Source organism: Variovorax saccharolyticus (genome assembly GCF_030316765.1).
In the GTDB taxonomy this organism is placed as follows: Bacteria; Pseudomonadota; Gammaproteobacteria; order Burkholderiales; family Burkholderiaceae_C; genus Variovorax; species Variovorax saccharolyticus.
Genome location: NZ_JASZYT010000010.1, coordinates 29,857 through 53,073, shown reverse-complemented (window position 1 = coordinate 53,073; position 23,217 = coordinate 29,857). Strand labels below are relative to the sequence as shown.

Sequence of the window (23,217 nt, the reverse complement as noted above, 5' to 3'; positions counted from 1 at the left end):
CATCGAGAGTAATCAATAGCCACATCGTGGAAATTGAACAGAAATACCCATGTCCCAAACGATGACCGAAAAGATCCTGGCGCGCGCCTCCGGCAAGGAGAGCGTGAAGCCGGGCGACGAGATCACGGCGCGCCCCGACTTCGTGATCGCCTATGACTTCCCCGGCTACACCGACGTGTTCTTCAAGGAGACGAGGGAGGACTTCGGCATCGACAAGGTGTCCAGTCCGGAGCGCTTCGTCCTCTTCATCGACCACATGGTTCCGGCCACGGCGCCGAAGGAAGAAGAGCTGCACAAGGTCACCCGCGCCTGGGGCAAGGCGCAGGGCGTGCCCGTCTACGAGCGCGAAGGCATCGGCCACCAGGTGGCGGCCGAACTGGGCTATGCCACGCCCGGGGCCTTCGTCGTCCACTTCGACGGCCACGTCAGCCAGTTGGGCGCCTTCGGCAGCTTCGCGTTCGGGGCCCGCAAGGGCGTGATCGAGTCCTTCGTGACCGAGAACCTCACCCTGACCGTCCCCGCCACCGTGAAGGTGGAACTGATCGGCTCGCTTCAGCCCGGCGTGATGGCGCGCGATGTGTTCCATCACATGGTGCGCGTGATGGGGCCGGCTTCCTGCCGCTTCAAGGCGGTCGAACTCTGCGGCCCGGTCATCGACCAGATGAGCATCGAGGGCCGGCAGACCCTCTGCGGCCAGGCGATGTTCCTCGGCGCCACCACCATGCTCATCGCGCCCGACGCGAAGACCATGGCCTATGTGGCGGGCCGCTCGAAGGTGGACCTGGCACCGGTGCATCCCGATGCCGACGCCGTCTACGAGCGCGTCGTGACCATCGACGTGTCCTTGCTCGAACCCATCGTGGTGGTGCCGCCCAGCCCGGCGAACACGCGCGACCTCAAGGACTACCTCGGCGTGGAGGTCCACACGGGCTACCTGGGTTCGTGCGCGAGCGGCCGGCTGGAAGACCTGCGCGTGGCCGCCGATGTCCTGCGCGGGCGCCGCATCCAGCCCGGCTTCCAGCTGCATGTGGTGCCGACCTCCAAGGCCATCATGGCGGCAGCGGCACGCGAAGGCCTGATCGAATGCCTGGTGGAAGCCGGCGCCTTCATCAGCTCGCCCAGCTGCGACTACTGCTTCGGCCGCATCGCGACCATGAGCGATGGCCAGCGCGCCGTCTCCACCGGCACGCTGAACACACCGGGCCGCATGGGCAGCGTCGATTCGGAAATCTACATCTGCAATGCGGCGGTGGTGGCGGCGTCCGCGCTGGAGGGTCGCATCGCCGATCCACGCCCCTACCTGGCCGAAGCCGCCGCTGCCGTGGGAGCCGCGGCATGAGCCTGGTCAACCTGCGTGGCCGCGCGGCCTGGGTCTTCGAGGAGGACGACTACGACATCGACCTCATCGTCGGCGTGCGCAACATCAAGATCACCGACGTGAAGGAACTCGCCGCCCTGGCGATGGCCGATTACGTGCCCGACTTCGCCGGCAGCGTGCGCCAGGGCGACGTCCTGATCGGCGGCCACAACTTCGGCTACGGTCACCCGCACTATCCCGCCATGCGCGCGATGCGGCACCTGGGGATCTCCTGCGTGATCGCGGAGTCGTTCTCGCCGGGCTTCTTCCGCGGCGAGACCAGCATGGGCTTCCCGCTAGTCACTTGCCCCGGCATCCGCGCCGGGGTCATGCGAGGCGACGCGCTCGAAGTGAACTGGGACAGCAACGAAGTGCGCAATCAGCGCACCGGCAAGAGCTTGCCGCTGCAGCCTTTCTCCGCATCCGAGCGCGGCATGCTCGATGCGGGCGGGCTGATCCCCTACCTGAAAGCCCGCATCGCGGGATCGAAAGAAACGACATGACTTCAAATCGCCAGGCGCTGCGCCAGCGCATCACCCATGGGCCCACCTTCTGGTTCGGCGGCGCACAGGACGCCTTGTCGGCCCTGCTGGTCGACCAGTCCGACTTCGACGGCATCTTCAGCACGGGCTTCGGCATTTCCGCCTCGCTGCTCGGCCAGCCCGACATGGAGCTCTACACGTTGAGCGAGAACGTGGCGACCGTCGACCGGATGGTCAACGTGGTGCGCAAGCCCGTCTTCGCCGATGCCGACACCGGCTACGGCAACGTGCTGAACGTGGGCCGCACCGTGCGCGAATTCGAGAAGGCCGGCGTCGCCGCGCTGTCGCTGGAAGACCAGGTCAGCCCCAAGCGCTGCCCGGCCGCGGCCACGCAGTCGATCGTGGTGTCCATGGAGGCGGCGGTCACGCGCATCAAGGCCGCGGTCGATGCGCGCCAGGACCCGGACCTGCTCATCGTCGCCCGCACCGACGCGATGGATGCGGGCGAGGCCCTCGAGCGCGCGGTCCGCTATGCCGAGGCCGGCGCCGACCTGATCCAGCCCATCTCGCGCACCTTCGATCGCTACGAGCAGCTGGTGCAGTTGCGCGAGGCCTGCGGTCGCCGCCTGTCGCTGCAGCTCATGGCGGGCACCTGGATGACGACGCTGACCCGAGCGCAGATCGAAAGCGTCGCGGCCTTCGCCACCTACCCCATCGCCAGCCTCCTGAGCATCGTGCACGCGGTGCGCGGCAACCTGGAGGAGCTGGCGCGCCGCCGTTCGGGCGACTTCGACGGTCTGCCCTGCGGGCAGACGACGATGGCGGCCTTCAAGGACATCATCGGCTGGCACGCCCTCGAAGAGCGACAGGCCCGGTACGAAACCGGCGCGGGCCACTGATGGCGAATCCCTTCCTCTCTCCCCGCAAAAAAGATCAGGAGCAAACGTGCGTACATTCAAACTTCTAGGCCGGCTCGCCGTGGCCGGATCTCTGGCGCTGGGCCTCGGCGCAGCGATCGCGCAAGGCGGCGCCTTTCCGACCAAGCCGATCCGGCTCGTGGTGCCGTATCCGCCCGGCGGCGCCACCGACGTGGCGGCGCGCATCCTGGCGCCCCGGCTCCAGGAAGAACTCGGCCAGACCATCGTGGTCGAGAACCGCCCCGGCGCCGGCGGCAACATCGCGATGAACGCGGTGGCGCAAAGCAGTGCGGACGGCTACACCCTGGCGATGACGCTGACCGGCATGCTGTCGATCAACCCGGTGATCTACAAGAAGGCCGGTTTCGTGGCTTCCGACTTCGTGCCGGTCGCGCAGGTCTCGCTGGCGCCGCTGCTGCTGGTGGTGCCGGAGAACTCGCCCTACAAGAACGTGCAGGACCTGCTGGCCGCCGGCAAGAAGGCCGGCAAGGATGGCCTGCCCTACGGCTCGGCCGGCGCCGGCGGACTGTCGCACCTGGCCTCGGAATCGATCAACGCGCACGCGAACGGCAACTTCGTGCACGTGCCCTACAAGGGCGGCGCGCCGCTGGTGCAGGCGCTGATGGCCAACGAAGTGGCCTGGGGCCTGCTCGGCACGGGCGATGCGCGCGGCTTCGTCCAGTCGGGCAAGTTGCGCGCCATCGGCGTGCTGCGCAACGGCCGCTCCGAGCTGTGGCCGGGCATTCCCACGCTCACCGAGCAGGGCGTGCCTGGCGGCGTGGACTTCGACGTCTGGTTCGGCGTGGTCGCCCCGGCCAAGACGCCGGCCCCGGTGGTGAAGCTCCTGAACGAGAAGATCGCGCGGATCGTCGCGGAACCGGCGTTCCGCAAGCGGCTGAACGAACTCGGCGGCGTGGCGCCTGTTGCCGGCAACGGCACGGCGGATTTCGCCGAGGTGCTCAAGCGGGAGCTGGCCGTGCTGCCCAAGGCCGCGCAGGCCGCGGGCTTGCAGCTCGACTGACGCCGCCCCGGCCGCTCAGTGCCGGTGGCTGCTGGCGCGCGCGCGCCGGTAGTGTTCGCCGAGCACGTCGCGCCCCCAGTCGCCCTCGAAGTCGCGCCACACGCTGTGGATGTGGTTGCCGCCCGAGTTGTCCCACTCGATCAGGAAGCGCGCACCCTGGATGCGCCAGTAGTGCGGCTGGCCGCGCTCGGTGGCGCCGGCCCAGCCGAAGCGCAGGCTCTCCAGGCCGCCCGCCCGCACGCCTTCCAGCCGCTGCTGCGCCATCGACGGTTCGGCCACCGAAGCCAGCGACTCGACGATGCGCAGCAGCAAGGCCTGCTGCGCCGCGTCCATCGCGCCGAAGGCCAAGCCCACCGGCGCCAGCGGGTCGAGCAGGGCGGCGTTGCGGGTGACGATGTCGCCGAAGGGCCGCGCACTGAAGATGGCCTGCTGGCGCTGCACCGGCGTGAGCGCGGCCAGCAGCGCAAAGGCGCGGTCTTCGTCCTCGCCCAGCGCGCGCTGGCCCTTGCGCGGCCCGTTGCCGGGGATATCGCGCGGCACCTGCGCCGGGTTGGCACCCAGGAACTGGGGCAGCGTGGCCACGACCTGGCCGTCCGCCAGCGTGAAGTGCAGCGAGAGATGGTGTCCTTCGATGCGCCAGCCCCAGGGCGAGCCGGCGTCCGGCGTACCGAACAACGCGATGGCGTAGTTCTGCGGATCGCGCGAGAGGCCGAAGGTTTCGATCTCGCGCAGCGCGATCTCCAGGGCGATGATGGCCTGCACCTTGACCAGCCCCGATTCCGACAGGGCCGAGGCCAGCAACTGCTGCGCGGCCTGGCGCTGCGCACTGTCCATGGCCTTGAACGCGACGCCGGGCCGGCTGCGAGGCGTGTAGTTCCAGTCGCCGCGCGCCTCCAGCGTGAACGGCAGCAGCAGCTCCGGCCGCTGCGCCGCCGGCGTGGCTTCCAGCAGCGCCCGCGCCGCGGTCGTCATCGCCTGCGCCGCGCGGCCGGTGTCGGCCGCGGCGGCGGCCAGGGGAACGGCCGCGAGCAGGGCCCAGCCTGTCAGCCAGGCGGAGAGAGAACGCAGCAGCATGTGTCGCACCTTTCACGCGGGATGACGAGCCGGCCCGGCCGGGCGGCGATCGAGCAGGAAGCGGCCGAAGAAGGCGGCGAGCGCGTCGTGCGCGTCCAGCGCCAGCACGTTCGAGACGTACTGGTCGGGGCGCACCACGACCATCGCACCCTGCGCGCGATCGATGCCGCGCAGGTCGAAGATGTCGGGGCCGTTCCTGAGGTCGGGGCAATAGGCCTTCTCGTAGTCGATGAGGCCGAAGCAGCCCTTGCGCGGCAGCAGGATGGACGGCAGTTCCTCCACCTTGAGCTCGAGGTGCCCCTGCTGGAAGACTGCGCGCACGTCGATGACGCTGTCGATGTCGACCTCGGCCCCGGTGGGCGTGAAGCGGCGGATCGGCGAAGCGGGCGAATCCGCGAGGAAGTCCATGAGCTCGCGCAGGCGCTGGCCGCTCGCATCGGCGAACGCATAGAGGCGCCAGGCCCCATCGGCGCGCGCCGCATGGCCGAGCTGCACCGGCTTCGCATCGGCCAGGCGCACCACCGGCGCCGAGTGGAAACGCATGCCGATCGTGAATCCGCGGGCGAGCTGCTGTTGGTCCGCCTCGGCGGTCAGCACCGTCGTCGGCGCATAGTGCGTCGCGACGCCGGCCGTGTAGCGACCCGACTTCACGAAGTAGGCCTGAAGCTCCTGCGGATCGACGCCGCCGAGCTCGGGATGGTCCGGATCCTTCGGCGGCGAGGCCATGATCTTCGACCACTCCTTGTCAAAGTCGATGAGCCGCTGGGCGATCGCATGGCGCTCGACGTTGTAGGTGCGCAGCAGTTCCGGGCCCGCGCGGCCCTCGAGCACCGAGGCGAGCTTCCAGCCGAGGTTGAACGCGTCCTGCATCGAGACGTTCATGCCCTGGCCGGCCTTCGCGCTGTGCGTGTGGCAGGCGTCGCCGGCGATGAAGACGCGCGGCAGGCGGGTCGCGACCTGGTCCGCCGGGACATCGTCGAAGCGGTCGGTGACACGCTGGCCGACCTGGTACACCGCGAACCACACCACGCTTCTGACCTCGAGCGTGTAGGGGTGCAGCACGCGGCGTGCGGTCTCGAGGACCTGCTCCTGGGTGATGCCGCGGAAGGCCTCGCGCTGGTTCGGGTCGATGTCGCCGAGGTCGACATAGAGCCGCACCATGTAGCCGCCTTCGCGCGGGATGAGCAGGATGTTGCCCTCGTCCGCCGACTGGATGGCGGCCTTGAGCCGGATGTCCGGGAAGTCGGTCACGGCCAGCATGTCCACCACGCCCCAGGCATGGTTGGCGAAGTCGCCGCGCGGCACGGCGCCGATCGCCTCGCGCACCCGGCTGTGCGCGCCGTCGCAGCCCACCACGTACCTGGCGCGAACCGTGGTTTCCGAACCCTTGGCCACGTCGCGCAGCGTCACCACGACCGGGTGCTCGCCTTCGGCTTCGACCTTGAGCGTGACGAACTCCATGCCGTAGCTGGCCTCGAGCCGCGACGGCGACATGCGCATGTAGTCGAGCAGGTACTGCTGCAGCCGCGCCTGGTTGACGATCAGGTGCGGGAACTCGGACAGGCCGTCCTCGGTGTCCTGGATGCGGCCGGTGCGCTCGATGCGGCTGCGGTCCTGTTTGGAGGGACGCCAGAACACGGTCTCGTTGACCCAGTAGGCCTCGCGCATGAGCTTCTGGCCCAGGCCGAAGGCCTCGAACATCTCGACCGTGCGGCAGGCGATGCCGTCGGCCTGGCCGACCTGGAGCGCGCCGCCGCGGCGTTCGACCAGCCCCGTGCTGATGTGCGGGAAGTTCGACAGCTGTGCAGCCAGCAGCGCCCCTGCGGGCCCGCTGCCGATCACGACGACGTCGACGGCGTCGGGTAGCGCCTCCTTGGCGATGTCGGGGTCGCCGGGCGCGTAGCCATTGAGATAGAACTGCATGCTGCCTCCGTGGTCGGGTATCAGCGGTGGGGCCGGGGGCCGCGTTGAACCGGCCCGTCGGCGAAGATGAGCTGACGCATCTGGCCCGCGATGGAGGCGTCGAGCGCCAGTCGCCCGTCCGGTCCCGCCATCGGCGATTGGCCGAAAGTGACCCGCGCCACCAGATCGCGGTAGCGCGGCAGCGCCACCTGCAGCGCAGCCGCGAGCTTCTCCTTGTTGCGCGCGCTGCGGCGCAGCAGGGTGAGCGGATGCCTCTGCGCATCGGGCGAGATGACATGGCTCACCAGCGCCGGCACGAAGCGCGTCCGGGGGGCCAGCCGGGCGAACAGGGTGTAGCTGCTGGACCAGTTGCAGAGCGACGCGGCGGCCCGCTGTGCACCGAAGGTGGCGGGGTCGGGCTCGATCTCTCCCGCCGGGAAGGTCAGCAGGGCGCCGCCTTCCTGCAGATGCCGGGCGGCCGCTCGCAGGACGGCCAGGCGCCCGGCTTCTTCATCCGGCAGAAAGATCAGTTGCCGCGCGACGTTGGGCAGGGCGCGAAGGAACGGCCGATCGGCGGCGATCACCCGGAGGTCGGGACGCGAGGCCAGGCTGGTGAACAGCGCGACCGTATCGGTCATCCCGGGGTGGTTCGCCAGGATCAGCACCGGGCCTTGCGGCGGAACATGTTCCAGGCCCGAGGTGACGATGCCGGCCGTCATCCGGCTCATCAACCAGGCGCTGCCCTGCGCCAGGCCATGCTCGCCGACGCGGGTGTCGAACTCGTGCGCAGTCCGGGCGAAGCGGCGCGCCGCAGGCCGGAACAGGCGGTGCAGCGGCGTGCCCCGAAGCCGCAGCAGGCCGACCGAATCCAGCAGGTCGACGAGGTTGAGCTCGGTCAGTGTCTCGACCGATGGGGACGCGGGGGCGGACATCTGCGGCTGGGGCGTTGGGTTCCACGGGCTGGGCGAGGCATCCATTCTTTCAGATCGGCCTGAAACGTAGTGTGTGCGCTGTGCGCGACCGACACACAGGCATACGGAATGTCCTGCGGAACGAGGAACGCGCCGAACAATTCGTTCGTTCTCTCCCCAGGCTCAACCCTCCATCAAGGAAATCGTCATGCAGGTGTCCATGAAATCCAAAGTGCTTGTCGCCATTGCGGCCGTCGCGGCCTCCGTGGGCGTGCTGTCCTTCGCGGCGCCGCCGGCTGGCGGAGACATCGCAGCCAGCGCCGCGCAGAAGGCGCCCGAGTTCGCGAACATCGACCATTGGTTCAATGCCCAGCCCCTCAAGCTGGACGAATTGCGCGGCAAGGTCGTGCTGGTCGACTTCTGGACCTACACCTGCATCAACTGTCTCAACCATCTGCCCTATGTCAAGGAGTGGAACGAGAAGTACAAGGACCAGGGGCTCGTCGTCGTAGGCGTGCACACGCCGGAGTTCGCCTACGAGAAGTCCGCCAAGAACGTGCAGGACGCCATCAACCGCCTTCAGATCAGGCATGCCGTGGCGCAGGACAACCAGTACGCCACCTGGAGGTCGTTCAACAACCAATACTGGCCCGCGGTCTATCTGATCGACAAGCAGGGAAAGATCGTCTATTCGCATTTCGGCGAGGGCAGCTACGGCACCACCGAGAAGAAGATCCAGGCCTTGCTGGCCGAGCCAGCGCCGGCGTCGCCATCGACCGGAGGCTCATGAGGCTGAAGTTCGGAGAAAATCCGCAAGCTGCCGGGTCTTGGTCGAAAATGCCGACGCGCTTTGCAAACTTGCTTCAGGAGACAGATGCGGATACTGCTCGTCGAGGATGACCGGGTGCTGGCGGATGCGCTTTCGCGGGCCCTGGTGCAGTCCGCCCATGCCGTCGACGTGGTCACCACCGGCGAGGAGGCCGACCATGCACTCGCCCTCGGCAGCTACGACCTGGCGATCCTGGACATCGGCTTGCCCGGACTGAGCGGGCTCGACGTGCTGAAGCGGCTGAGGGCGCGCAAATCCACCATGCCGGTGCTGATGCTCACCGCCTTCGATACCCTGGCCGACCGCGTGCGCGGGCTCGACCTGGGTGCCGACGACTACCTGGCCAAGCCTTTCGACCTGCCGGAACTGGAGGCCAGGGTGCGGGCGCTGCTGCGCCGCGGCACGCGTTCCACGCCCTTTCTCGAGCATGGCCTGCTGCGCTTCGACACGGTCGGTCGCCGCGTCTTCCACGACAAGCGGCCGCTGGACCTGTCGCCGCGCGAGCTCGCCTTGCTGGAGCTGCTGCTGATGCGTGCCGGGCGCGTGGTCAGCAAGGAGCAGATGGTCAACCATCTCTATGGCTGGGGCGACGAGGTCGGGGACAACGCGATCGAAGTCAACGTCTACCGGCTGCGCAAGAAGCTCGAACCTTTCGGTTGCGAGATCCGCACCGTGCGCGGCATGGGCTACCTGATCGACAGCAGCGATGCGGAGGTCTGAGCCTCGGCTGCAGCGCAAGCTGCTGGCCTGGCTGCTCGGGCCGCTGGCGATCCTGCTGGTGCTCGACACCGCCGCCGCCTACTGGAACTCGCTGCGCTTCGCCAACCTCGCCTACGACCGCGCGCTGCACGAAATCGGACGCGAGATCGCGCTGCACGTGAAGCTCGATGGCGCACGCCCCCGGCTCGAACTCTCGGAGGCCGCGGCCAACATCCTGTTCGTGGACCAGGAAGACCAGATCTTCTACCGGGTGGTCGGCGAGGACGGCACCGACCTGGGCGGCGATGCGCAACTGCCCGAGGCGCACGTCGGGAAGGCCGGCAAGCCGAACTTCTACGGCGACACGGTGCGCGGGGAGCAGGTGCGGATGATGGTCGCCTGGATGCCCGTCGGGCCGGACGCCGGGCCGCCGCTGGTCCGGGTGCAGGTCGCCGAATCGCTCAACAAGCGGGAGCGCCTGGCCTGGGAGATGGTCGCGAACGTGGTGCTGCCGCAGCTGCTCCTGATCATCATGGCGACGGCGGTGGTCTGGTTCGGCGTGTCGCGCGGGCTCGAGCCGCTGCAGCGGCTGCGCCGCGCCGTCTCGGACCGCTCCCACCTGGACCTGAGTCCGATCGACATCCACGATGTGCCGGGAGAGGTGCGGCCGCTGGTGGACGAGGTCAACGAGCTGATGGCGCGCCTGGAGCGCACCTTCGATTTCCAGAATCGCTTCGTGGCCGACGCCGCCCACCAGCTGAAGACGCCGGTCAGCGGCCTGAAAGCCCAGATCGAGCTGGCGCTGAGGGAGACCGACCTGCACCGGGTGCGCCATTCGCTGGCGCAGCTCTACATCAGCGCCGACCGGCTGTCGAGGCTGGTGCGCCAGCTGCTTTCGCTGGCCCGCAACGAGCCCGGTGCGCTCGACTCCATGCAGCTGCAGCCGCTGGACCTGAATGCCCACGCCCTCGAGGTGAGCATGGAATGGGTGCCGCAGGCGATCAAGCGGAACATCGACCTGGGCTTCGAGGGCGTCGACCATCCGCTGATGATCGATGCCGACCAGGACCGCCTGCGCGAGCTGGTCAACAACCTGATCGACAACGCGATCCGCTACAGCCAGCCCGGCGGCCGGGTGACCGTGCAGGCCAGCCGGATCGACGACGCGCAATGCCGCCTCGCGATCAGCGACGATGGCCTGCGAATCCCGGTGGAGGAGCGCGCCCGCATCTTCGAACGCTTCCACCGCCTGCTCGGCACGCAGGAGGACGGCAGCGGCCTCGGCCTTGCCATCGTCAGCGAGATCGCCACGCTGCATGGCGCGCGCATCACGCTGGAGGAGGACATCGACGGCGTCGGCAACACCTTCAGCGTCTTCTTCCCTTTGCGCGCGGCCTGATCGGCGCGGCAGCGCCTTGTAAGCTTCCTGACAGCTTGCGGATAGCCGGCTGTCAGCCCCGCGGCATGAAGATGACAGGCCAGGTCTCTACGCTCGACAAGGCCGGAACCGCTGTGGTTCCGATCCATTGAACGAGGAGACACCGTGTCGTTTTTGTCGAGTGCCGAATTCTGGATCGCCCTGTCGCAGATCATCCTGATCAACATCGTCCTGAGCGGCGACAACGCGGTCGTCATCGCGATGGCTTCCCGTTCGCTGCCGCCCGCCCAGCAGAAGAAGGCCATTCTGTTCGGCAGCGTCGGCGCGATCGTGCTGCGCGTGGTGCTGACCTTCTTCGCCGTCTATCTGCTGACCCTGCCGTACCTCAAGCTGGTCGGCGCGGCGCTGCTGTTCTGGATCGGCATCGGCCTGCTTCAGAGCGAGGACGAGGAGCACGGCCTGGAAGGCCATGCCGGGCTGGCCGCCGCGATCAAGACCATCGTGCTGGCCGACCTGGTCATGAGCCTGGACAACGTGGTCGGCGTCGCCGCTGCGGCCAAGGGCAACGTGCCGCTGCTCGTCTTCGGCCTCGTGATCAGCATTCCCCTGATCATCTTCGGCAGCACCCTGATCCTGAAGCTGATGGACCGCTTCCCGATCATCATCGTGCTCGGCGCCGCCCTGCTCGGCTGGGTGGCCGGCGAAATGGCGATCACGGATCCCGCGATTGCCGGCTGGGTCGCCGATCGCCACACGCTGCACACGGCGGTGCCTGCACTGGGCGCCATGCTGGTGGTGGCGGTCGGAAAGTGGCTGAGCGGCCGCCGCGAGCAGCGCCGCGAACAACTGCAGGCGACCAAGAAGCAAGCCGCCGTCTGAGGGGGCCGCATGACGCGAATCCTGGTACCCATCGACCCGGCCCAGCCGGCTCGAACGCGCTCGGCCATCGAGCAGGTCCTGCGCATGCGACGGACCGACCGGGTGAGCATCCGCCTTCTGCGCGTGCAGCCGATGGTCTCGGGCCATGTGGCGATGCTGTTCGACAAGCGCGAACTGCTCGACCTGCAGTTGAGCGCAGGCGCCGAGGACCTGCAGTACGCGCAGAAGCTGCTCGACCTGGCGGGCGTGCCCTATGCCAGCACGGTGCTGGTGGGGCGCAGCGCCGAGACGATCGCCACGGCCGCTCGCGACTACGGCTGCGACCGCATCGTCTTCGGCCGCGACGAACCCACGCTGGCGGGATCGATCTTCGGCTCGCTGGCCCAGCAGGTGCGCCAGCACCTTCGCGGCAGCGGCGACCCCCAGGTCATCAGTTCCTGAACCGGCCGGAGGCTCAGACGCCTTCGATGATCCGCAGATCCCGCTCGGCCCCGTCGCCCAGCGCCGCCAGTGCGGCCTGGTAGTCGGGGCTGTCGTGCGTTGCGGTGGCCTGTTCGACGCTGTCGAACTCGATCAGCACGGTGCGCTGGGCCAACCCGCTTTCGTAGGTCTTGGCCGGCACGCCGCGGGCCAGGAAGCGCCCGCCGCCGGCGGTGATGGCGGGGCCGGCCAGCTTGGCGTAGGCGGCCAGCTTGTCGGCATCCTTGACGGAACGGTATGCGCTGACCCAATAGGCTTTTGCCATGGTGATCTCTCTCTTTGCTGGTGAATCGCCGCCATCATAGCCACCGGCCCGGTTCAGGGTTGGCGCCGGGAAATTCGTGCCCACAGGGCCCGCAGCCGGCGGGCGCGGTCCTCGAACAGGTACGAGCCGGCGAGCGCGAACAGGCCCGAGACGATGCCCGTGACGACGGCTTCGAGGTGCGGGATGCCGTAGTGGCCGGGATGCGAGAAGCTGTCGCCGATCATCGTCAGGATGCCCACGACCAGGGCGTTGCCATAGCGATTCGAGAACAGCCTGGCGGCCGGCGTGAAGGTCAGCAGCAGCGCGAGCACGCCGGTCAGCAGGCCGGTCTGCAGGGCGAGCGTCCAGTGCGGGATGCTCAGCAGGTTGCCCAGGCTCCCGGGCATGCAGGTCATGCAGGCGCTGGTCGGCTGCCAGAAGCGCTGGACGAACAGCACCAGGCGACGCTTCAGAGGAATCGGCATCAGGCAGCCCCCGCAATGCACCGGCCGCGATCCTCGCACGAGATGCGCCGAGGCGCCACTTAGTCGGCTTCCGCGCATGCATATGCGGATTCCTTCGTTGGGGCCCGGGGAGAGCCGCCATAGGCTCCTCGCTTTCTCCGAACAACCCAGAGGCACGAGCCGCCGGTCCATCGACCGTGCCGGCCACTCGCCCGAATCACTTCATGACAGACCTTGTTGCGCTCTACCGGACCATGGTCCGGATCAGGGCATTCGAAGACGCGGCCGAGATCGCGAGCCAGGGCGGGGTGCAGGCCTGGGGCCTGTCGACCACGGCCAAGCCGGCTCTGGTGCGCGGCCCGCTGCACCTCTCCACCGGCCAGGAGGCGATCCCCGCCGGCGTCTGCGCCCATCTCCGTGCGAGCGACCTGCTGACGTCGACCCATCGCGGCCACGGCCACACGCTCGCCAAGGGCGCCGACAGCACGCGCATGATGTGCGAGCTGTTCGGCCGCGCCACCGGCTACAACAAGGGCAAGGGCGGCTCGATGCACATCGCCGACTTCTCGGTCGGCATGCTCGGCGCCAACGGCGTGGTCGCGGCCGGCCTGCCGATCGCCGTCGGAGCGGCCCATGCGCTGCGGCTGCGCAAGGTCGACGCCATCGCGGTGGCCTTCTTTGGCGACGGCGCGATCAACCGCGGCCCTTTCCTCGAAGCGCTCAACTGGGCCGTGGTCTACGAACTGCCCGTGCTGTTCGTCTGCGAGGACAACCTGATCTCGGCCACCACGGTCTCGGCACCGATGACGGCGGGGCGCGGCGCCACGCCCCGCGCCGAGGCGCTGGACATCCCGTCCACCCGGGTCAACGGCAATGACGTCGAGGCGGTCGATGCCGCCGCCTCCGCACTCGTGGCCGAAGTGCGCGCCGGCCGGGGTCCGCGCCTGCTGCATGCGCTGACCTACAGGCACAAGGGGCATGTGTCGGTGGACCCCGGCAGCTACCGGGATCCCGAAGAGGTGCGCGCTGCGCTGGAGCGCGATCCGATCCGGCGCGCCCGCGGCCGGCTGGAGGCGCTCGGACGCCTGCGCGAGGCCGAGCAGGTGGAGCTGCAGGCGGCCGAGGAGATCGCCGCCGCGCTGGCCGCGGCGGAGGCGGCCCCGGCGCCATCGGCCAGCGATGCCTACGAGGACGTGATCAGCACCGGCGCGGGGGTGTGGGCATGAACGCGGTGGTGGACACGCTCACGCTGAGCTACGCACAGGCGGCCGCGGTCGCGCTGACCGAAGCCATGGAGGCCGATCCGAACGTGGTCGCGCTCGGCGAAGACCTGGGCCGCGGCGGCGTGTTCGGGCAGTACCGCAGCCCCGAGGGGCAGTCGCTGGCGGCCCGCTTCGGGCCCGAGCGCGTGATCGACACGCCGATCTCCGAGGCCGCCATCGTCGGCGCGTCGGTCGGCATGGCGCTGGCGGGCCTGCGGCCGGTGGTCGAACTGCGGGTGGTCGACTTCGCGCTCTGCGCCATCGACGAACTGGTCAACCAGGCGGCCAAGAACCGCTTCATGTTCGGCGGGCAAGGGCGCATTCCGCTGGTCGCGCGCATGCCGATCGGGCTCTGGGGTTCGTCGGCCGCACAGCACTCGCAATCCCTCGAAGCCTGGTTCGCCCACATCCCCGGCCTCGTGGTGGTGGCACCGTCCACGCCGGCGGACAACTACGGGCTGCTGCATGCCGCGCTTGAGTCGGGTGACCCCGTGGTCTACATGGAGCACAAGGAACTCTGGGGCAGCACGGGCCCGGTCGCGCTCGGCAGCCGTGTCGAACTCGGCAAGGCGCGCATCGCGCATCCGGGCAGCGACCTCAGCATCGTGAGCTGGTCCAGGCAGGTCCATGCCTGCGTCGAGGCGGCCAAGCAACTGGCCGACCAGGGCATCGGCGCCGAGGTGATCGACCTGCGCACGCTCTGGCCCTGGGACCGCGACGCGGTGCTGGCTTCGGCGGCGCGCACCGGCCGCGTGCTGGTGGTGCACGAGGCGGTGCAGGTCGCCGGCTTCGGCGCCGAGATCGCAGCCACCGTGGCCGAGCACAGCGGCGCCCGGGTCGGCCGGCTCGGCGCACCGCGGATCCCGGTCGGCTACGCGCCGGTCCTCGAAGACGAATCGCGCATCGGCGCCGCCAAGGTGCTGAAGGCGGCCCATGCATTGCTCCAACGCTGATCACGGAAGAAAAGAATTATGTCGAAGAAGAAATCGTTCGCCCGCGCCTTGCTGTCCCTCGGGATGCTGCTGGCCATCGCCCCGCTCGCGCTCGCGGAGACCGCCTACAAGCCGGAGTACCGGCTGTCCACCAACGTCAACAACGCCTTCCCGCTGGGCCGAGGCGCCGAGGAATGGGCGCGGCTGGTGAAGGAGCGCACGCAGGGCCGCATCAACGTCAAGTGGTATCCGGGCTCTTCGCTGGTCGGCGGCGAGACGACGCGCGAGTTCACGGCGCTGCGCCAGGGGTCGATCGACTTCAACGTGTCGTCGGTCATCAACTGGGCGCCGCACGTCAAGCAGCTCAACCTGTTCCTGCTGCCGTTCCTGGTGCCCGACGACAAGGCCTTCGACAGCCTGGTCGGCGGCCGGGTCGGCAAGGAGTTGTTCGGCATCGTCGAGCAGCAGGGCGTGGTGCCGCTCGCCTGGGGCGAGAACGGCGCCCGCGAGATCAGCAACTCGAAGCGCGAGATCCGCAAGCCCGAAGACCTGAAGGGACTCAAGTTCCGGGTCGTCGGCTCGCCGATCTTCAACGACATCTATACCGCGCTCGGCGCCAACCCGACGCAGATGACCTTCGCCGACGCGCAGCCGGCGCTGCAGAGCGGCGCGGTCGATGGCCAGGAGAACCCGATCTCGCTGTTCGTGGGCGCCAAGATGGGCGCGCTGAATCAGAAGTACCTCACGCGCTGGAACTACGTGAACGACCCGCTGGTGTTCGCGGTCTCCGCCAAGACCTGGGAAAGCTGGACGCCGGCCGACCGCGAGATCGTGCGGCAGGCGGCCATCGACGCGGCGAAGTTCGAGATCGCCGACACCCGCAAGGGCCTGTCGCAGACCGATGACGCCCTGATCAAGCAGGTGATCGCCGGCGGCACGCAGGTGACCGTGCTGACGCCGGCAGAGCAGCAGGCCTTCGCGGCGGCGACGCGGCCGGTCATCGACAAGTGGGCGGCCGCCATCGGCCCCGAGCTGGTGAAGAAGGCCGAAGCCGACGTGGCCGAAAGCCGCCGGAAATGAGCGTGCCCGGCCCGCTGGGCGAGCCATCGCCCGAAGGGGCCGAGCCGGCGTCGGCCGCGCCACGGCCGTTCCACTTCGAGGAGGCGCTCGCGGCATTGATCATGGCGCTGCTGTGCCTGATCACCTTCGGCAACGTGCTCGCGCGCTACTTCACGAACATCTCCTTTGCATTCACCGAGGAGTTCTCGGTGTTCCTGGTGGTCGTGATGACCTTCATCGGCGCCGCCACCGCCTTCACGCGCGGCCACCACCTGGCGCTCGGCTTCCTGGTCGAGCGGCTGCCGCCACGCGGCCGGTCGGCGCAGCGCGTGTTCGCGATCCTCTGCGCGCTCGCGATGTTCGGCATCCTCGCCTGGTGGGGCGGCCTGATGTGGTGGGACGACTACGGCAGCGGCCTCACGTCGCCGGGCCTGGGGCTGCCGCAGTGGTGGTACACGGCGGCCGTGCCGCTGCTGTCGCTGCTGATCGTCTGGCGCCTGCTGCAGCTGCTCTTCGCGCGCCGCCGCTGAGATGAGCTACGACGCGCTCGGCGCCATTCTGTTCCTGTTGTTCGTGCTGCTGCTCGCCGCCGGCGTGCCGCTCGCGGTGACGCTCGGCCTGGCCGGCACCGCGGTGGTGGCCTTTGCGGACCTGGGCCTCTCGAGCGTGCCGCTCAACGTCTACAACAGCATCTCCAAGTACCCGCTGCTGGCGATCCCGATGTTCGTGCTGGCCGGCATCATCTTCGAGCGCGCCGGCATCGCGGGCTCGATGGTGCGCTTCGCGGCAGCCATCGTCGGGCCGCGCCGCGGCGGGCTGGCGGCCACCGCGATCATCGTCGCCATGATCCTCGGCGGCATCTCCGGATCGGGGCCGGCCGCCTCTTCGGCGGTCGGTGCGGTGATGATCCCGCAGATGCTCAAGGCCGGCTATCCGCGCGGCTTCGCGGCCAGCGTGGTGGCCGCCGGGGGCTCGACCGACATCCTCATCCCGCCCTCGATCGCGTTCGTCATCTACAGCATGCTGGTGCCGGCCGCGAGCGTGCCCGCGCTGTTCGCGGCCGGCATGGTGCCGGGCCTGCTGGCCGGGATCGCGCTGATCTTCGGCTCGATCTGGCTGGCCCGGCGGCACGGCGTGGGCAACGAGGCCGAGGGCCTGCGCCCGCCGTTCTGGAAGAGCCTGCGCGAAGCCATCTGGGCGCTGATGGCGCCGGTCATCATCCTCGGCAGCCTGCGCACCGGCGTCGTCACGCCGACCGAAGCGGCGGTGCTGGCGGTGTTCTACGGCTTCGTGATCGGCGTCTTCGTGTATCGCACGCTCACGCCGCGCGTGATCTACGAGGTGCTGGTGGAGGCCTGCGAGATCTCGGCCGTGATCCTCACGATCCTGGCGCTGGCGTCGGTCTTCGCGGTCGCGAGCAATGCGCTGGGCACCTTCGAGCACCTCGCGCAGGCGCTGGTGTCCTCGGTGTCGTCGGAGATCGCGATGCTGCTGGCGCTCAACGCGATCATGCTGGTGGCCGGCATGTTCATCGACGGCATCTCGATCTTCTTCGTGTTCCTGCCGCTGTTCATTCCGATCATGCAGCACTTCAAGTGGGACCCGGTCTGGTTCGGCGTGCTCATGACCCTGAACATCGCGGTCGGCCAGTTCCATCCGCCGGTCGGCCTCAACCTGGTCGTGACCTGCAAGTTCGCCGGCACCTCGATGGAGTCGACCACCTACTGGGCCTTCATGCTGGTGCTCGCGATGGCGAGCGTGCTGCTGCTGTGCACCTTCTGGCCGCCGGTGGTGATGTGGCTGCCGCGCCTGCTCGGGTACTGAGCGTCGCGTGGCCATCGGGCCGATCAGATGCTTTGGTCATTCGGATATCGCGAATGGGTCGTTTGAATTGCGGCCTGATCTTTTTAAAGTGGTGCGAGTTTGTTGAACAACTGGAGTCGAGCATGCTGAATCTGCCCCGATGGTCGCGCGCCGTCGCATTCGCAACCGTGGCCCTGGTCGCCGCATCCGGAGCCTGGTCCCAGCCCGCGGCCGACGGCAGCGGGCCGCTGGTCTCCACCGACTGGCTCGAGAAGAACCTCAGGAACCCGAAGCTCAGGGTGATCGAGGTCAGCGTGAATCCGGGGCTCTACGAGCGCGGCCACGTGCCAGGTGCGGTCAACCTGTCGTGGCACAACGACCTCAACGACCGGGTGCGGCGCGACATCGTGAGCCAGGGCGATTTCGAGAAGCTGCTTTCCGCTGCCGGCGTCGACAAGGACAGCACGGTCATCCTCTATGGCGACAACAACAACTGGTTCGCCGCCTGGGGCGCCTGGGTGTTCGACCAGTACGGCGTGCAGAACGTCAAGCTGCTCGACGGCGGCCGCAAGAAGTGGGAGGCCGAGAACCGCGCGCTGGAGAGCCGCGCGCCCGAGGTCGCAGCGACCCGCTTCAAGGTGACCCAGCCCCAGCCGCAACTGCGCGCGCGCCTGTCGGATGTGCTGGCAGCCACCGAGGGCCGCAGCGACGCCAAGCTGGTCGACATCCGCTCGGCCGACGAGTTCAGCGGAAAGATCTTCGCGCCGCCGGGTGCGGCCGAGCTGGCGGTGCGCGCAGGCCATGTGCCGGGCGCCGCGAACGTGCCCTGGGGCCGTGCGGTCAACGAGGACGGCACCTTCAAGTCGGCGGCCGAGCTGAAGGCCCTCTATGCCGGCGTCGGCATCGACGGCGGCAAGCCGGTGATCACCTACTGCCGCATCGGCGAACGGTCGAGCCACACCTGGTTCGCGCTGACCAAGATCCTGGGCTACCAGAACGTGCGCAACTACGACGGTTCCTGGACCGAGTACGGCAATGCGGTCGGCGTGCCCATCAACAATCCGAGCGGCACCATCTGGGCCTCGAAATGAGACCCGGGCTGCCCATGGGAGCGATTGGACGGTGACAGTGAAGTTGTCTCCTCGTCGTCTGGTACGACGTTCGGCGGGCCTCGTGCCCGCCTTTTTTGTGCTGGCGCTGGTGGTCGCCGGCGTCCACCTGCTGGGGCAGCGCAGCGGCGGCCGGACGCTGGCATTCGCGCTCGGCCTCGGCGCCGTGCTGGGCGTGGTGCTGCAGCGCTCGCGCTTCTGCTTCTACTGCCATGCGCGCGACTACTTCGAAGGGGGCGACTCCCGTGGCCTGCTCGCCATCGTCGCGGCGATCGCCGTCGGCACCGTCGGCATGCACGTGGTCATGACGGCCTGGCTGCCGGTGCCGCTGGCGGGCCGCCTGCCGCCCGATGCGCACATCGGACCGGTCAGCTGGGCGCTGGTGGCGGCCGGGCTGGCCTTCGGCCTCGGCATGGTGATCTCGGGCTCCTGCATCAGCGCGCACTGGTACCGCCTCGGCGAAGGCTCGCCGACCGCGCCCTTCGCGCTGGCGGGCGCGGCCGCCGGTTTCCTGCTGGGCTTCGGCAGCTGGAACTGGCTCTACAGCGCGACCATCGCCACCGCCCCCGTGGTCTGGCTGCCGCACCATCTCGGCTATGCGGGCTCGGCGGCGCTGCAACTCCTCGTGCTGGGCTTCGTGAGCGCACTGCTCTGGCGCCGGCTGCCGGCTTCCGGGACCGTGCCGCAGTCCTCACCCGCGACCCGCAGCTTCGGCGCCGCGCTGCGGTCCCTGATCGAGGGACGCTGGAACTTCGCCTGGGGGGGCCTGCTGGTCGGCGCCATCGCGGTGGTCGCGGTGCTGCGCATGCGCCCGCTGGGCGTCACTGCAGCGCTGGGCAGCGGGGCGCGCGGCTTCGGCGACCACCACGCGCTGTTGCCGACGCGGCTCGAAGGGCTCGACAGTTTCGGCGGCTGCGTGACGGCGGTCGCCGAGAGCCTGTGGCAGACCCCGAACGCGCTGCTGGTCGGCGGCATCGTCATCGGCGCGCTGGCGGCCGCACTGGCCAGCGGCCAGTTCAGGCCCGGGTGGCCGAGCGGGCGGCAGGTCGCGCGCGGCCTCGGCGGTGGCGTGCTGCTGGGCTGGGGCGCCATGACCGGGCTGGGGTGCACGGTCGGAAACCTGCTGTCGGGGACCATGGCCGGCGCGCTGTCGGGCTGGGTCTTCGGCGCCAGCCTGCTGTTCGCCGTCTGGGCCGGTCTGCGATTGCGCCTGGGCAGCCCGCCCGCGCAGCGCCTGCTGCCCATCGACCGACCCGGAAATCCGAATATCCATAGCTGAAAAGCTTCTAGCCGGACCCCGCCGGGGAGCGCCCGGCGGCGGCACAGTTGCAACTCTCCCCGCCGCGCAGTCTGAAGGCCCGGCAGGGACCCCTTTTCAATCGAGTTCAAGACATGGCCAAAACACTCAAGATCGTCGCCGTTTCCGGCGGCCTCCAGCGTCCCTCCCGCACCCTCGCGCTGGTCGAGCAGCTGCTCGAGGGATTGAACGACGCGGTGCCCGCCAAGACCCGCCTGATCGAGCTCGGCGAGCTGGTCCCGAAGTTCGGCAGCGTGCTGCAGCGCGCGCAGCTGCCGCGCGAGGTGGAAGCGGTCCTGCGCGACATCGAGACGGCCGACCTGCTGCTGGTGGCGAGCCCGATCTATCGCGGTTCGTACACCGGTCTGTTCAAGCACCTGTTCGATTTCGTGCACCACGAGTCGCTGATCGACGTGCCGGTGCTGCTCGCCGCCACCGGCGGCAGTGACCGCCATGCGCTCGCGATCGATCACCAGCTGCGGCCCCTGTTCAGCTTCTTCCAGGCGCACACGTTGCCGATCGGCGTCTATGCGACCGACAAGGAGTTCGACAACTACCGCATCACCAGCGAGGCGCTGCGCGCGCGCATCGCCCTGGCGATCGAACGCGCGGTGCCCGTGCTGCGGCCGCGCGGCGAGCGCGCGCATGCCGTGCCGACGCTCGCGCTCGCCTGACGGGGGCGAGCGGATCAGGAAGCGTTCGCGCCCACGGTCCAGTAGAAGGTCGGGTCGATGCCGTTGAGCGCATGGTCGCCGACCACGCGTGCCTTGTAGATGACCGGGTTGTGCGAGGCCAGGGTGCGGGCGTTGCGCCAGTGGCGGTCGAGCCGCAGGTCCTCCTGGAGAGCGGAGGCGCCACCGACATCGAACAGCCGGGTCGCCGATTGCAGCACCGCGTCGCCGATCACGACCTGGGCCTTGGCCATCCGCAGTTCGACATCGATCAGCGTCTGCTCCGGGACCGGTTCGCCGGCCGCGCGCAGCCGGTCGATGTCGCCCAGGCCCGCCGCCACGGCCCGCACCGTGGCCGAGGCGCAGAAGGCGGCGCTGGCGAGCTGGCCGATGAGCTGCTGCACCAGCGGGTCTTCGCGCGGCGTGTTCCCGCTGCCGTGGCTGTAGACCCGCTTGCGGGCCTGCACGAAGGCGACGGCATCGCGCTCGATGGCGCGCGCGATCCCGGCCAGCGTCGCCAGATGCACCAGCTGGAAGAAGGCGGTCATCGGCGTCGGCCCGACGCGTGCGCTGGGCAGCACGTGGGCCGGGTCGACGCGCACGCCGCGAAAGCGGGTCGTGCCGGAGGCGCTCAGGCGCTGGCCGAAGCCGCGCCAGTCGTCCAGCCGCTCGACGCCCACGGCGTCGGCGGGCACCAGCACCAGCACGCGCTCGCCGGCGCCGTCGTCCGCCACGCGCTGGGCGGCGACGCCGATCCAGTCGGCGTAGAGCGTGCCGGTGCTGTAGAACTTGTCGCCCTCGAGCAGCCAGTCGCTGCCTTCGCGGCGCAGCGTGGTCTGCAGCGTGCCGAGCGCGCCATGGCCCAGTTCGGTCGTGGCGTTGCCGAAGATCGAACCGTCGACCGCGCGGCGCAACCAGGGCCCATGAAGGCCGGGATCGACTTCGGCGAAGAGCCGCTCGATGAAGCCGAAATGCGCGCGCAGCACCTGCGGCAAGTTTGAGTCGGCCTCGCCGAGCTCCACCAGCAGATCGAAGAACTGCTCGACCGAGGCGCCAAGACCGCCGGCCGCGACCGGCACCCGCAAGGCGCCGAAGCCTGCTTGCCGCAGCCAGCCGACCGCCTCGTAGGCCAGTGCGCGGTCGTTCTCGCGCTGCAGCGCGCCCTCGGCGATGCGATCGAAGATGGGGCGGAATCGCCGGGCGAGCGCGGCGGAGGATGGAGTGGCTGGAAGTGTCATCGTGTCTGGGGTGCGATCGCTGCGTTCGGGGCCTGCGCCAGCAACTGCGCCAACGCCGCCGCGGGCAGCGCTTCGGGCTCCTCGGCCGCGCTGCCGCCGAGCTCTTCGTCCACCGCGGCGCGCGTCAGGGTCGGCGCGAAGGCTTCGATGAAGGCATAGACGTAGGCGCGCAGATAGACGCCGCGGCGCACCGCGAGCTTGGTCTGGTTGATGCCGAACAGGTGTCCGGCGTCGACCGCGCGCAAGCGCGTGTCGCGCTCGGCCTCGAAGGCGACGTTGGCGACGATGCCGACGCCGATGCCGAGCTCGACATAGGTCTTGATGACGTCGGCATCCATCGCGGTGATCGCCAGGTCGGGCTTCAGCCCGGCCGCGGCAAAAGCCAGGTCGATGCGCGTGCGGCCCGTGAAGCCGCTGTCGTAGGTGACCAGCGGGTAGGCGGCCAGGCGCTCGATGGTCAGGGGACCTTCGAGCAGGGCATGGCCCGGGGGGGCGATCAACGAATGGGTCCAGCGGTAGCAGGGCAGGGCGACGAGTTGCGGATAGTCGCTCAAGGCCTCGGTCGCGATGCCGACGTCGGCCTCTCCCTCGAGCAGCATCTGTGCGATCTGCTTGGGCGAACCCTGGTGCAGATGCAGCCGCACGTTGGGGAAGCGGCGGCGAAACTCCTGCACCGCCACCGGCAATGCGTACCGGGCCTGCGAGTGGGTCGCGGCGATCGACAGGTAGCCTTCCTCCTGCGCGAGGAACTCCTGGCCGGCCTGGCGCAGGTTCCGGCTCTCGAGCAGCACGCGCTCGATGATCGGCAGCAGATGGTCGCCCGGTGCCGTCAGTCCGGTCAGCCGCTTGCCCAGCCGCGCGAACAGGGCGATGCCGAGCTCGTCCTCCAGTTCGCGAATCTGTCGACTGACGCCCGGCTGCGAAGTGTGCAGCACCTGGGCTGCCTCGGTGAGATTGAAGCCGCAGCGAACGGCCTCGCGAACGGAGCGCAATTGTTGGAAATTCATGAAGCCGGGAAAATGGAGCGCCGAGGGTCAGCGCTCGGGGGCCGATTCTGCTGGCGCGGCTTCAAGCCGCGAACTACCGATTCGTTGCTTCCAAATAAGGGAATCATCTGAGGCCTCGCTTCCATGCGGAATCTCCATATCGAAAGAACAAGTCGTTCGTTGGCGTTCGAACCATGTCTTTCGACAATCGCAGGCTTTCATC

24 protein-coding genes are annotated in these 23,217 nt (G+C 69.0%); 17 read left to right on the top strand and 7 right to left on the bottom strand.

The window, feature by feature from the left end; translation table 11 throughout:
• Positions 1 to 49: 49 nt before the first annotated feature.
• From QTI45_RS26765 to QTI45_RS26750, 4 genes are read left to right on the top strand one after another with little or no spacing between them, the layout of a single operon-like run.
• Positions 50 to 1,339 (top strand): 3-isopropylmalate dehydratase large subunit, encoded by a 1,290-nt coding sequence (locus QTI45_RS26765; protein ID WP_286656486.1) that lies wholly within the window; start codon positions 50 to 52, stop codon positions 1,337 to 1,339.
• Positions 1,336 to 1,860 carry a LeuD/DmdB family oxidoreductase small subunit gene (locus QTI45_RS26760; protein WP_286656485.1) on the top strand — a complete coding sequence of 175 codons (525 nt, stop codon included), beginning with the start codon at positions 1,336 to 1,338 and terminating at the stop codon, positions 1,858 to 1,860. The genes QTI45_RS26765 and QTI45_RS26760 overlap by 4 nt, the downstream gene beginning before the upstream one ends.
• Entirely contained in the window at positions 1,857 to 2,738 is an 882-nt protein-coding gene (locus QTI45_RS26755; RefSeq protein WP_286656484.1) for an isocitrate lyase/PEP mutase family protein, read from the top strand. The genes QTI45_RS26760 and QTI45_RS26755 overlap by 4 nt, the downstream gene beginning before the upstream one ends.
• 46 nt (positions 2,739 to 2,784) lie before the next feature.
• Complete coding sequence (locus QTI45_RS26750) at positions 2,785 to 3,777, top strand: Bug family tripartite tricarboxylate transporter substrate binding protein (protein ID WP_286656483.1); 993 nt, start codon at positions 2,785 to 2,787, stop codon at positions 3,775 to 3,777.
• Positions 3,778 to 3,792: 15 nt separating this feature from the next.
• On the opposite strand, the gene QTI45_RS26745 is transcribed toward QTI45_RS26750, so the two are convergent.
• The 3 genes from QTI45_RS26745 to QTI45_RS26735 are packed head-to-tail and all read right to left on the bottom strand — an operon-like array spanning position 3,793 to position 7,685.
• Entirely contained in the window at positions 3,793 to 4,851 is a 1,059-nt protein-coding gene (locus QTI45_RS26745; protein WP_286656482.1) for a DUF3500 domain-containing protein, read from the bottom strand.
• A 12-nt stretch (positions 4,852 to 4,863) separates the two neighbouring features.
• Entirely contained in the window at positions 4,864 to 6,774 is a 1,911-nt protein-coding gene (locus QTI45_RS26740; RefSeq protein ID WP_286656481.1) for an FAD-binding monooxygenase, read from the bottom strand.
• Between the two features lie 20 nt (positions 6,775 to 6,794).
• Positions 6,795 to 7,685: a 1-acyl-sn-glycerol-3-phosphate acyltransferase gene (locus QTI45_RS26735; RefSeq protein ID WP_286656480.1), complete on the bottom strand. Its 891-nt coding sequence runs from the start codon at positions 7,683 to 7,685 to the stop codon at positions 6,795 to 6,797.
• A 199-nt stretch (positions 7,686 to 7,884) separates the two neighbouring features.
• Between QTI45_RS26735 and QTI45_RS26730 the strand changes: the two genes are divergently transcribed.
• The 5 genes from QTI45_RS26730 (at position 7,885) to QTI45_RS26710 (ending at position 11,890) form a co-directional block, all read left to right on the top strand.
• Positions 7,885 to 8,454: a thioredoxin family protein gene (locus QTI45_RS26730; protein ID WP_444813315.1), complete on the top strand. Its 570-nt coding sequence runs from the start codon at positions 7,885 to 7,887 to the stop codon at positions 8,452 to 8,454.
• 84 nt (positions 8,455 to 8,538) lie between these two features.
• Positions 8,539 to 9,213: a response regulator transcription factor gene (locus QTI45_RS26725; RefSeq protein ID WP_286369744.1), complete on the top strand. Its 675-nt coding sequence runs from the start codon at positions 8,539 to 8,541 to the stop codon at positions 9,211 to 9,213.
• Positions 9,200 to 10,591: a sensor histidine kinase gene (locus tag QTI45_RS26720; protein WP_286656479.1), complete on the top strand. Its 1,392-nt coding sequence runs from the start codon at positions 9,200 to 9,202 to the stop codon at positions 10,589 to 10,591. Before QTI45_RS26725 ends, QTI45_RS26720 begins: the two co-directional genes overlap by 14 nt.
• 144 nt (positions 10,592 to 10,735) lie before the next feature.
• Entirely contained in the window at positions 10,736 to 11,449 is a 714-nt protein-coding gene (locus QTI45_RS26715; RefSeq protein WP_286369742.1) for a TerC family protein, read from the top strand.
• Between the two features lie 9 nt (positions 11,450 to 11,458).
• Positions 11,459 to 11,890, top strand: coding sequence for a universal stress protein (locus QTI45_RS26710; RefSeq protein WP_286656478.1), 432 nt, complete (start codon positions 11,459 to 11,461; stop codon positions 11,888 to 11,890).
• Between the two features lie 13 nt (positions 11,891 to 11,903).
• Here the strand turns inward: QTI45_RS26710 and QTI45_RS26705 are convergent, their stop codons facing one another.
• Complete coding sequence (locus QTI45_RS26705; protein WP_286369740.1) at positions 11,904 to 12,194, bottom strand: DUF1330 domain-containing protein; 291 nt, start codon at positions 12,192 to 12,194, stop codon at positions 11,904 to 11,906.
• Between the two features lie 53 nt (positions 12,195 to 12,247).
• On the bottom strand, positions 12,248 to 12,658 hold the full coding sequence (locus tag QTI45_RS26700; protein WP_286656477.1) for a hypothetical protein: 411 nt from the start codon (positions 12,656 to 12,658) through the stop codon (positions 12,248 to 12,250).
• 203 nt (positions 12,659 to 12,861) lie between these two features.
• Between QTI45_RS26700 and QTI45_RS26695 the strand changes: the two genes are divergently transcribed.
• From QTI45_RS26695 to msuE, 8 genes are all read left to right on the top strand, one after another.
• Positions 12,862 to 13,863 (top strand): thiamine pyrophosphate-dependent dehydrogenase E1 component subunit alpha, encoded by a 1,002-nt coding sequence (locus QTI45_RS26695; protein WP_286656476.1) that lies wholly within the window; start codon positions 12,862 to 12,864, stop codon positions 13,861 to 13,863.
• Complete coding sequence (locus tag QTI45_RS26690) at positions 13,860 to 14,852, top strand: alpha-ketoacid dehydrogenase subunit beta (protein ID WP_286656475.1); 993 nt, start codon at positions 13,860 to 13,862, stop codon at positions 14,850 to 14,852. Before QTI45_RS26695 ends, QTI45_RS26690 begins: the two co-directional genes overlap by 4 nt.
• An 18-nt stretch (positions 14,853 to 14,870) precedes the next feature.
• Positions 14,871 to 15,911, top strand: a complete 1,041-nt coding sequence (locus QTI45_RS26685; protein ID WP_286656474.1) for a DctP family TRAP transporter solute-binding subunit — start codon at positions 14,871 to 14,873, stop codon at positions 15,909 to 15,911.
• Positions 15,908 to 16,420 carry a TRAP transporter small permease gene (locus QTI45_RS26680; protein ID WP_286656473.1) on the top strand — a complete coding sequence of 171 codons (513 nt, stop codon included), beginning with the start codon at positions 15,908 to 15,910 and terminating at the stop codon, positions 16,418 to 16,420. The genes QTI45_RS26685 and QTI45_RS26680 overlap by 4 nt, the downstream gene beginning before the upstream one ends.
• A 1-nt stretch (position 16,421) precedes the next feature.
• The gene (locus QTI45_RS26675) at positions 16,422 to 17,714 is read left to right on the top strand and encodes a TRAP transporter large permease (RefSeq protein WP_286656472.1); all 1,293 of its coding nucleotides are present in this window, start codon (positions 16,422 to 16,424) and stop codon (positions 17,712 to 17,714) included.
• A gap of 122 nt (positions 17,715 to 17,836) precedes the next feature.
• Positions 17,837 to 18,784, top strand: coding sequence for a sulfurtransferase (locus QTI45_RS26670; RefSeq protein ID WP_286656471.1), 948 nt, complete (start codon positions 17,837 to 17,839; stop codon positions 18,782 to 18,784).
• A gap of 82 nt (positions 18,785 to 18,866) precedes the next feature.
• Entirely contained in the window at positions 18,867 to 20,081 is a 1,215-nt protein-coding gene (locus QTI45_RS26665; protein ID WP_286656470.1) for a YeeE/YedE family protein, read from the top strand.
• Positions 20,082 to 20,194: 113 nt separating this feature from the next.
• On the top strand, positions 20,195 to 20,773 hold the full coding sequence (gene msuE, locus QTI45_RS26660; protein ID WP_286656469.1) for an FMN reductase: 579 nt from the start codon (positions 20,195 to 20,197) through the stop codon (positions 20,771 to 20,773).
• 14 nt (positions 20,774 to 20,787) lie between these two features.
• Here msuE and QTI45_RS26655 read toward each other — a convergent pair whose 3' ends face one another.
• Positions 20,788 to 22,008 (bottom strand): acyl-CoA dehydrogenase family protein, encoded by a 1,221-nt coding sequence (locus QTI45_RS26655; RefSeq protein ID WP_286656468.1) that lies wholly within the window; start codon positions 22,006 to 22,008, stop codon positions 20,788 to 20,790.
• On the bottom strand, positions 22,005 to 23,015 hold the full coding sequence (locus QTI45_RS26650; RefSeq protein ID WP_286656467.1) for a CysB family HTH-type transcriptional regulator: 1,011 nt from the start codon (positions 23,013 to 23,015) through the stop codon (positions 22,005 to 22,007). The genes QTI45_RS26655 and QTI45_RS26650 overlap by 4 nt, the downstream gene beginning before the upstream one ends.
• Positions 23,016 to 23,217: the final 202 nt, after the last annotated feature.

Coding starts and splice junctions, on each gene's coding strand:
- QTI45_RS26765 (WP_286656486.1), top strand. CDS start 50: ATGTCCCAAACGATGACCGAAAAGATCCTGGCGCGCGCCTCCGGCAAG.
- QTI45_RS26760 (WP_286656485.1), top strand. CDS start 1,336: ATGAGCCTGGTCAACCTGCGTGGCCGCGCGGCCTGGGTCTTCGAGGAG.
- QTI45_RS26755 (WP_286656484.1), top strand. CDS start 1,857: ATGACTTCAAATCGCCAGGCGCTGCGCCAGCGCATCACCCATGGGCCC.
- QTI45_RS26745 (WP_286656482.1), bottom strand. CDS start 4,851: ATGCTGCTGCGTTCTCTCTCCGCCTGGCTGACAGGCTGGGCCCTGCTC.
- QTI45_RS26740 (WP_286656481.1), bottom strand. CDS start 6,774: ATGCAGTTCTATCTCAATGGCTACGCGCCCGGCGACCCCGACATCGCC.
- QTI45_RS26735 (WP_286656480.1), bottom strand. CDS start 7,685: ATGTCCGCCCCCGCGTCCCCATCGGTCGAGACACTGACCGAGCTCAAC.
- QTI45_RS26730 (WP_444813315.1), top strand. CDS start 7,885: ATGAAATCCAAAGTGCTTGTCGCCATTGCGGCCGTCGCGGCCTCCGTG.
- QTI45_RS26725 (WP_286369744.1), top strand. CDS start 8,539: ATGCGGATACTGCTCGTCGAGGATGACCGGGTGCTGGCGGATGCGCTT.
- QTI45_RS26720 (WP_286656479.1), top strand. CDS start 9,200: ATGCGGAGGTCTGAGCCTCGGCTGCAGCGCAAGCTGCTGGCCTGGCTG.
- QTI45_RS26710 (WP_286656478.1), top strand. CDS start 11,459: ATGACGCGAATCCTGGTACCCATCGACCCGGCCCAGCCGGCTCGAACG.
- QTI45_RS26705 (WP_286369740.1), bottom strand. CDS start 12,194: ATGGCAAAAGCCTATTGGGTCAGCGCATACCGTTCCGTCAAGGATGCC.
- QTI45_RS26700 (WP_286656477.1), bottom strand. CDS start 12,658: ATGCCGATTCCTCTGAAGCGTCGCCTGGTGCTGTTCGTCCAGCGCTTC.
- QTI45_RS26695 (WP_286656476.1), top strand. CDS start 12,862: ATGACAGACCTTGTTGCGCTCTACCGGACCATGGTCCGGATCAGGGCA.
- QTI45_RS26690 (WP_286656475.1), top strand. CDS start 13,860: ATGAACGCGGTGGTGGACACGCTCACGCTGAGCTACGCACAGGCGGCC.
- QTI45_RS26685 (WP_286656474.1), top strand. CDS start 14,871: ATGTCGAAGAAGAAATCGTTCGCCCGCGCCTTGCTGTCCCTCGGGATG.
- QTI45_RS26680 (WP_286656473.1), top strand. CDS start 15,908: ATGAGCGTGCCCGGCCCGCTGGGCGAGCCATCGCCCGAAGGGGCCGAG.
- QTI45_RS26675 (WP_286656472.1), top strand. CDS start 16,422: ATGAGCTACGACGCGCTCGGCGCCATTCTGTTCCTGTTGTTCGTGCTG.
- QTI45_RS26670 (WP_286656471.1), top strand. CDS start 17,837: ATGCTGAATCTGCCCCGATGGTCGCGCGCCGTCGCATTCGCAACCGTG.
- msuE (WP_286656469.1), top strand. CDS start 20,195: ATGGCCAAAACACTCAAGATCGTCGCCGTTTCCGGCGGCCTCCAGCGT.
- QTI45_RS26655 (WP_286656468.1), bottom strand. CDS start 22,008: ATGACACTTCCAGCCACTCCATCCTCCGCCGCGCTCGCCCGGCGATTC.
- QTI45_RS26650 (WP_286656467.1), bottom strand. CDS start 23,015: ATGAATTTCCAACAATTGCGCTCCGTTCGCGAGGCCGTTCGCTGCGGC.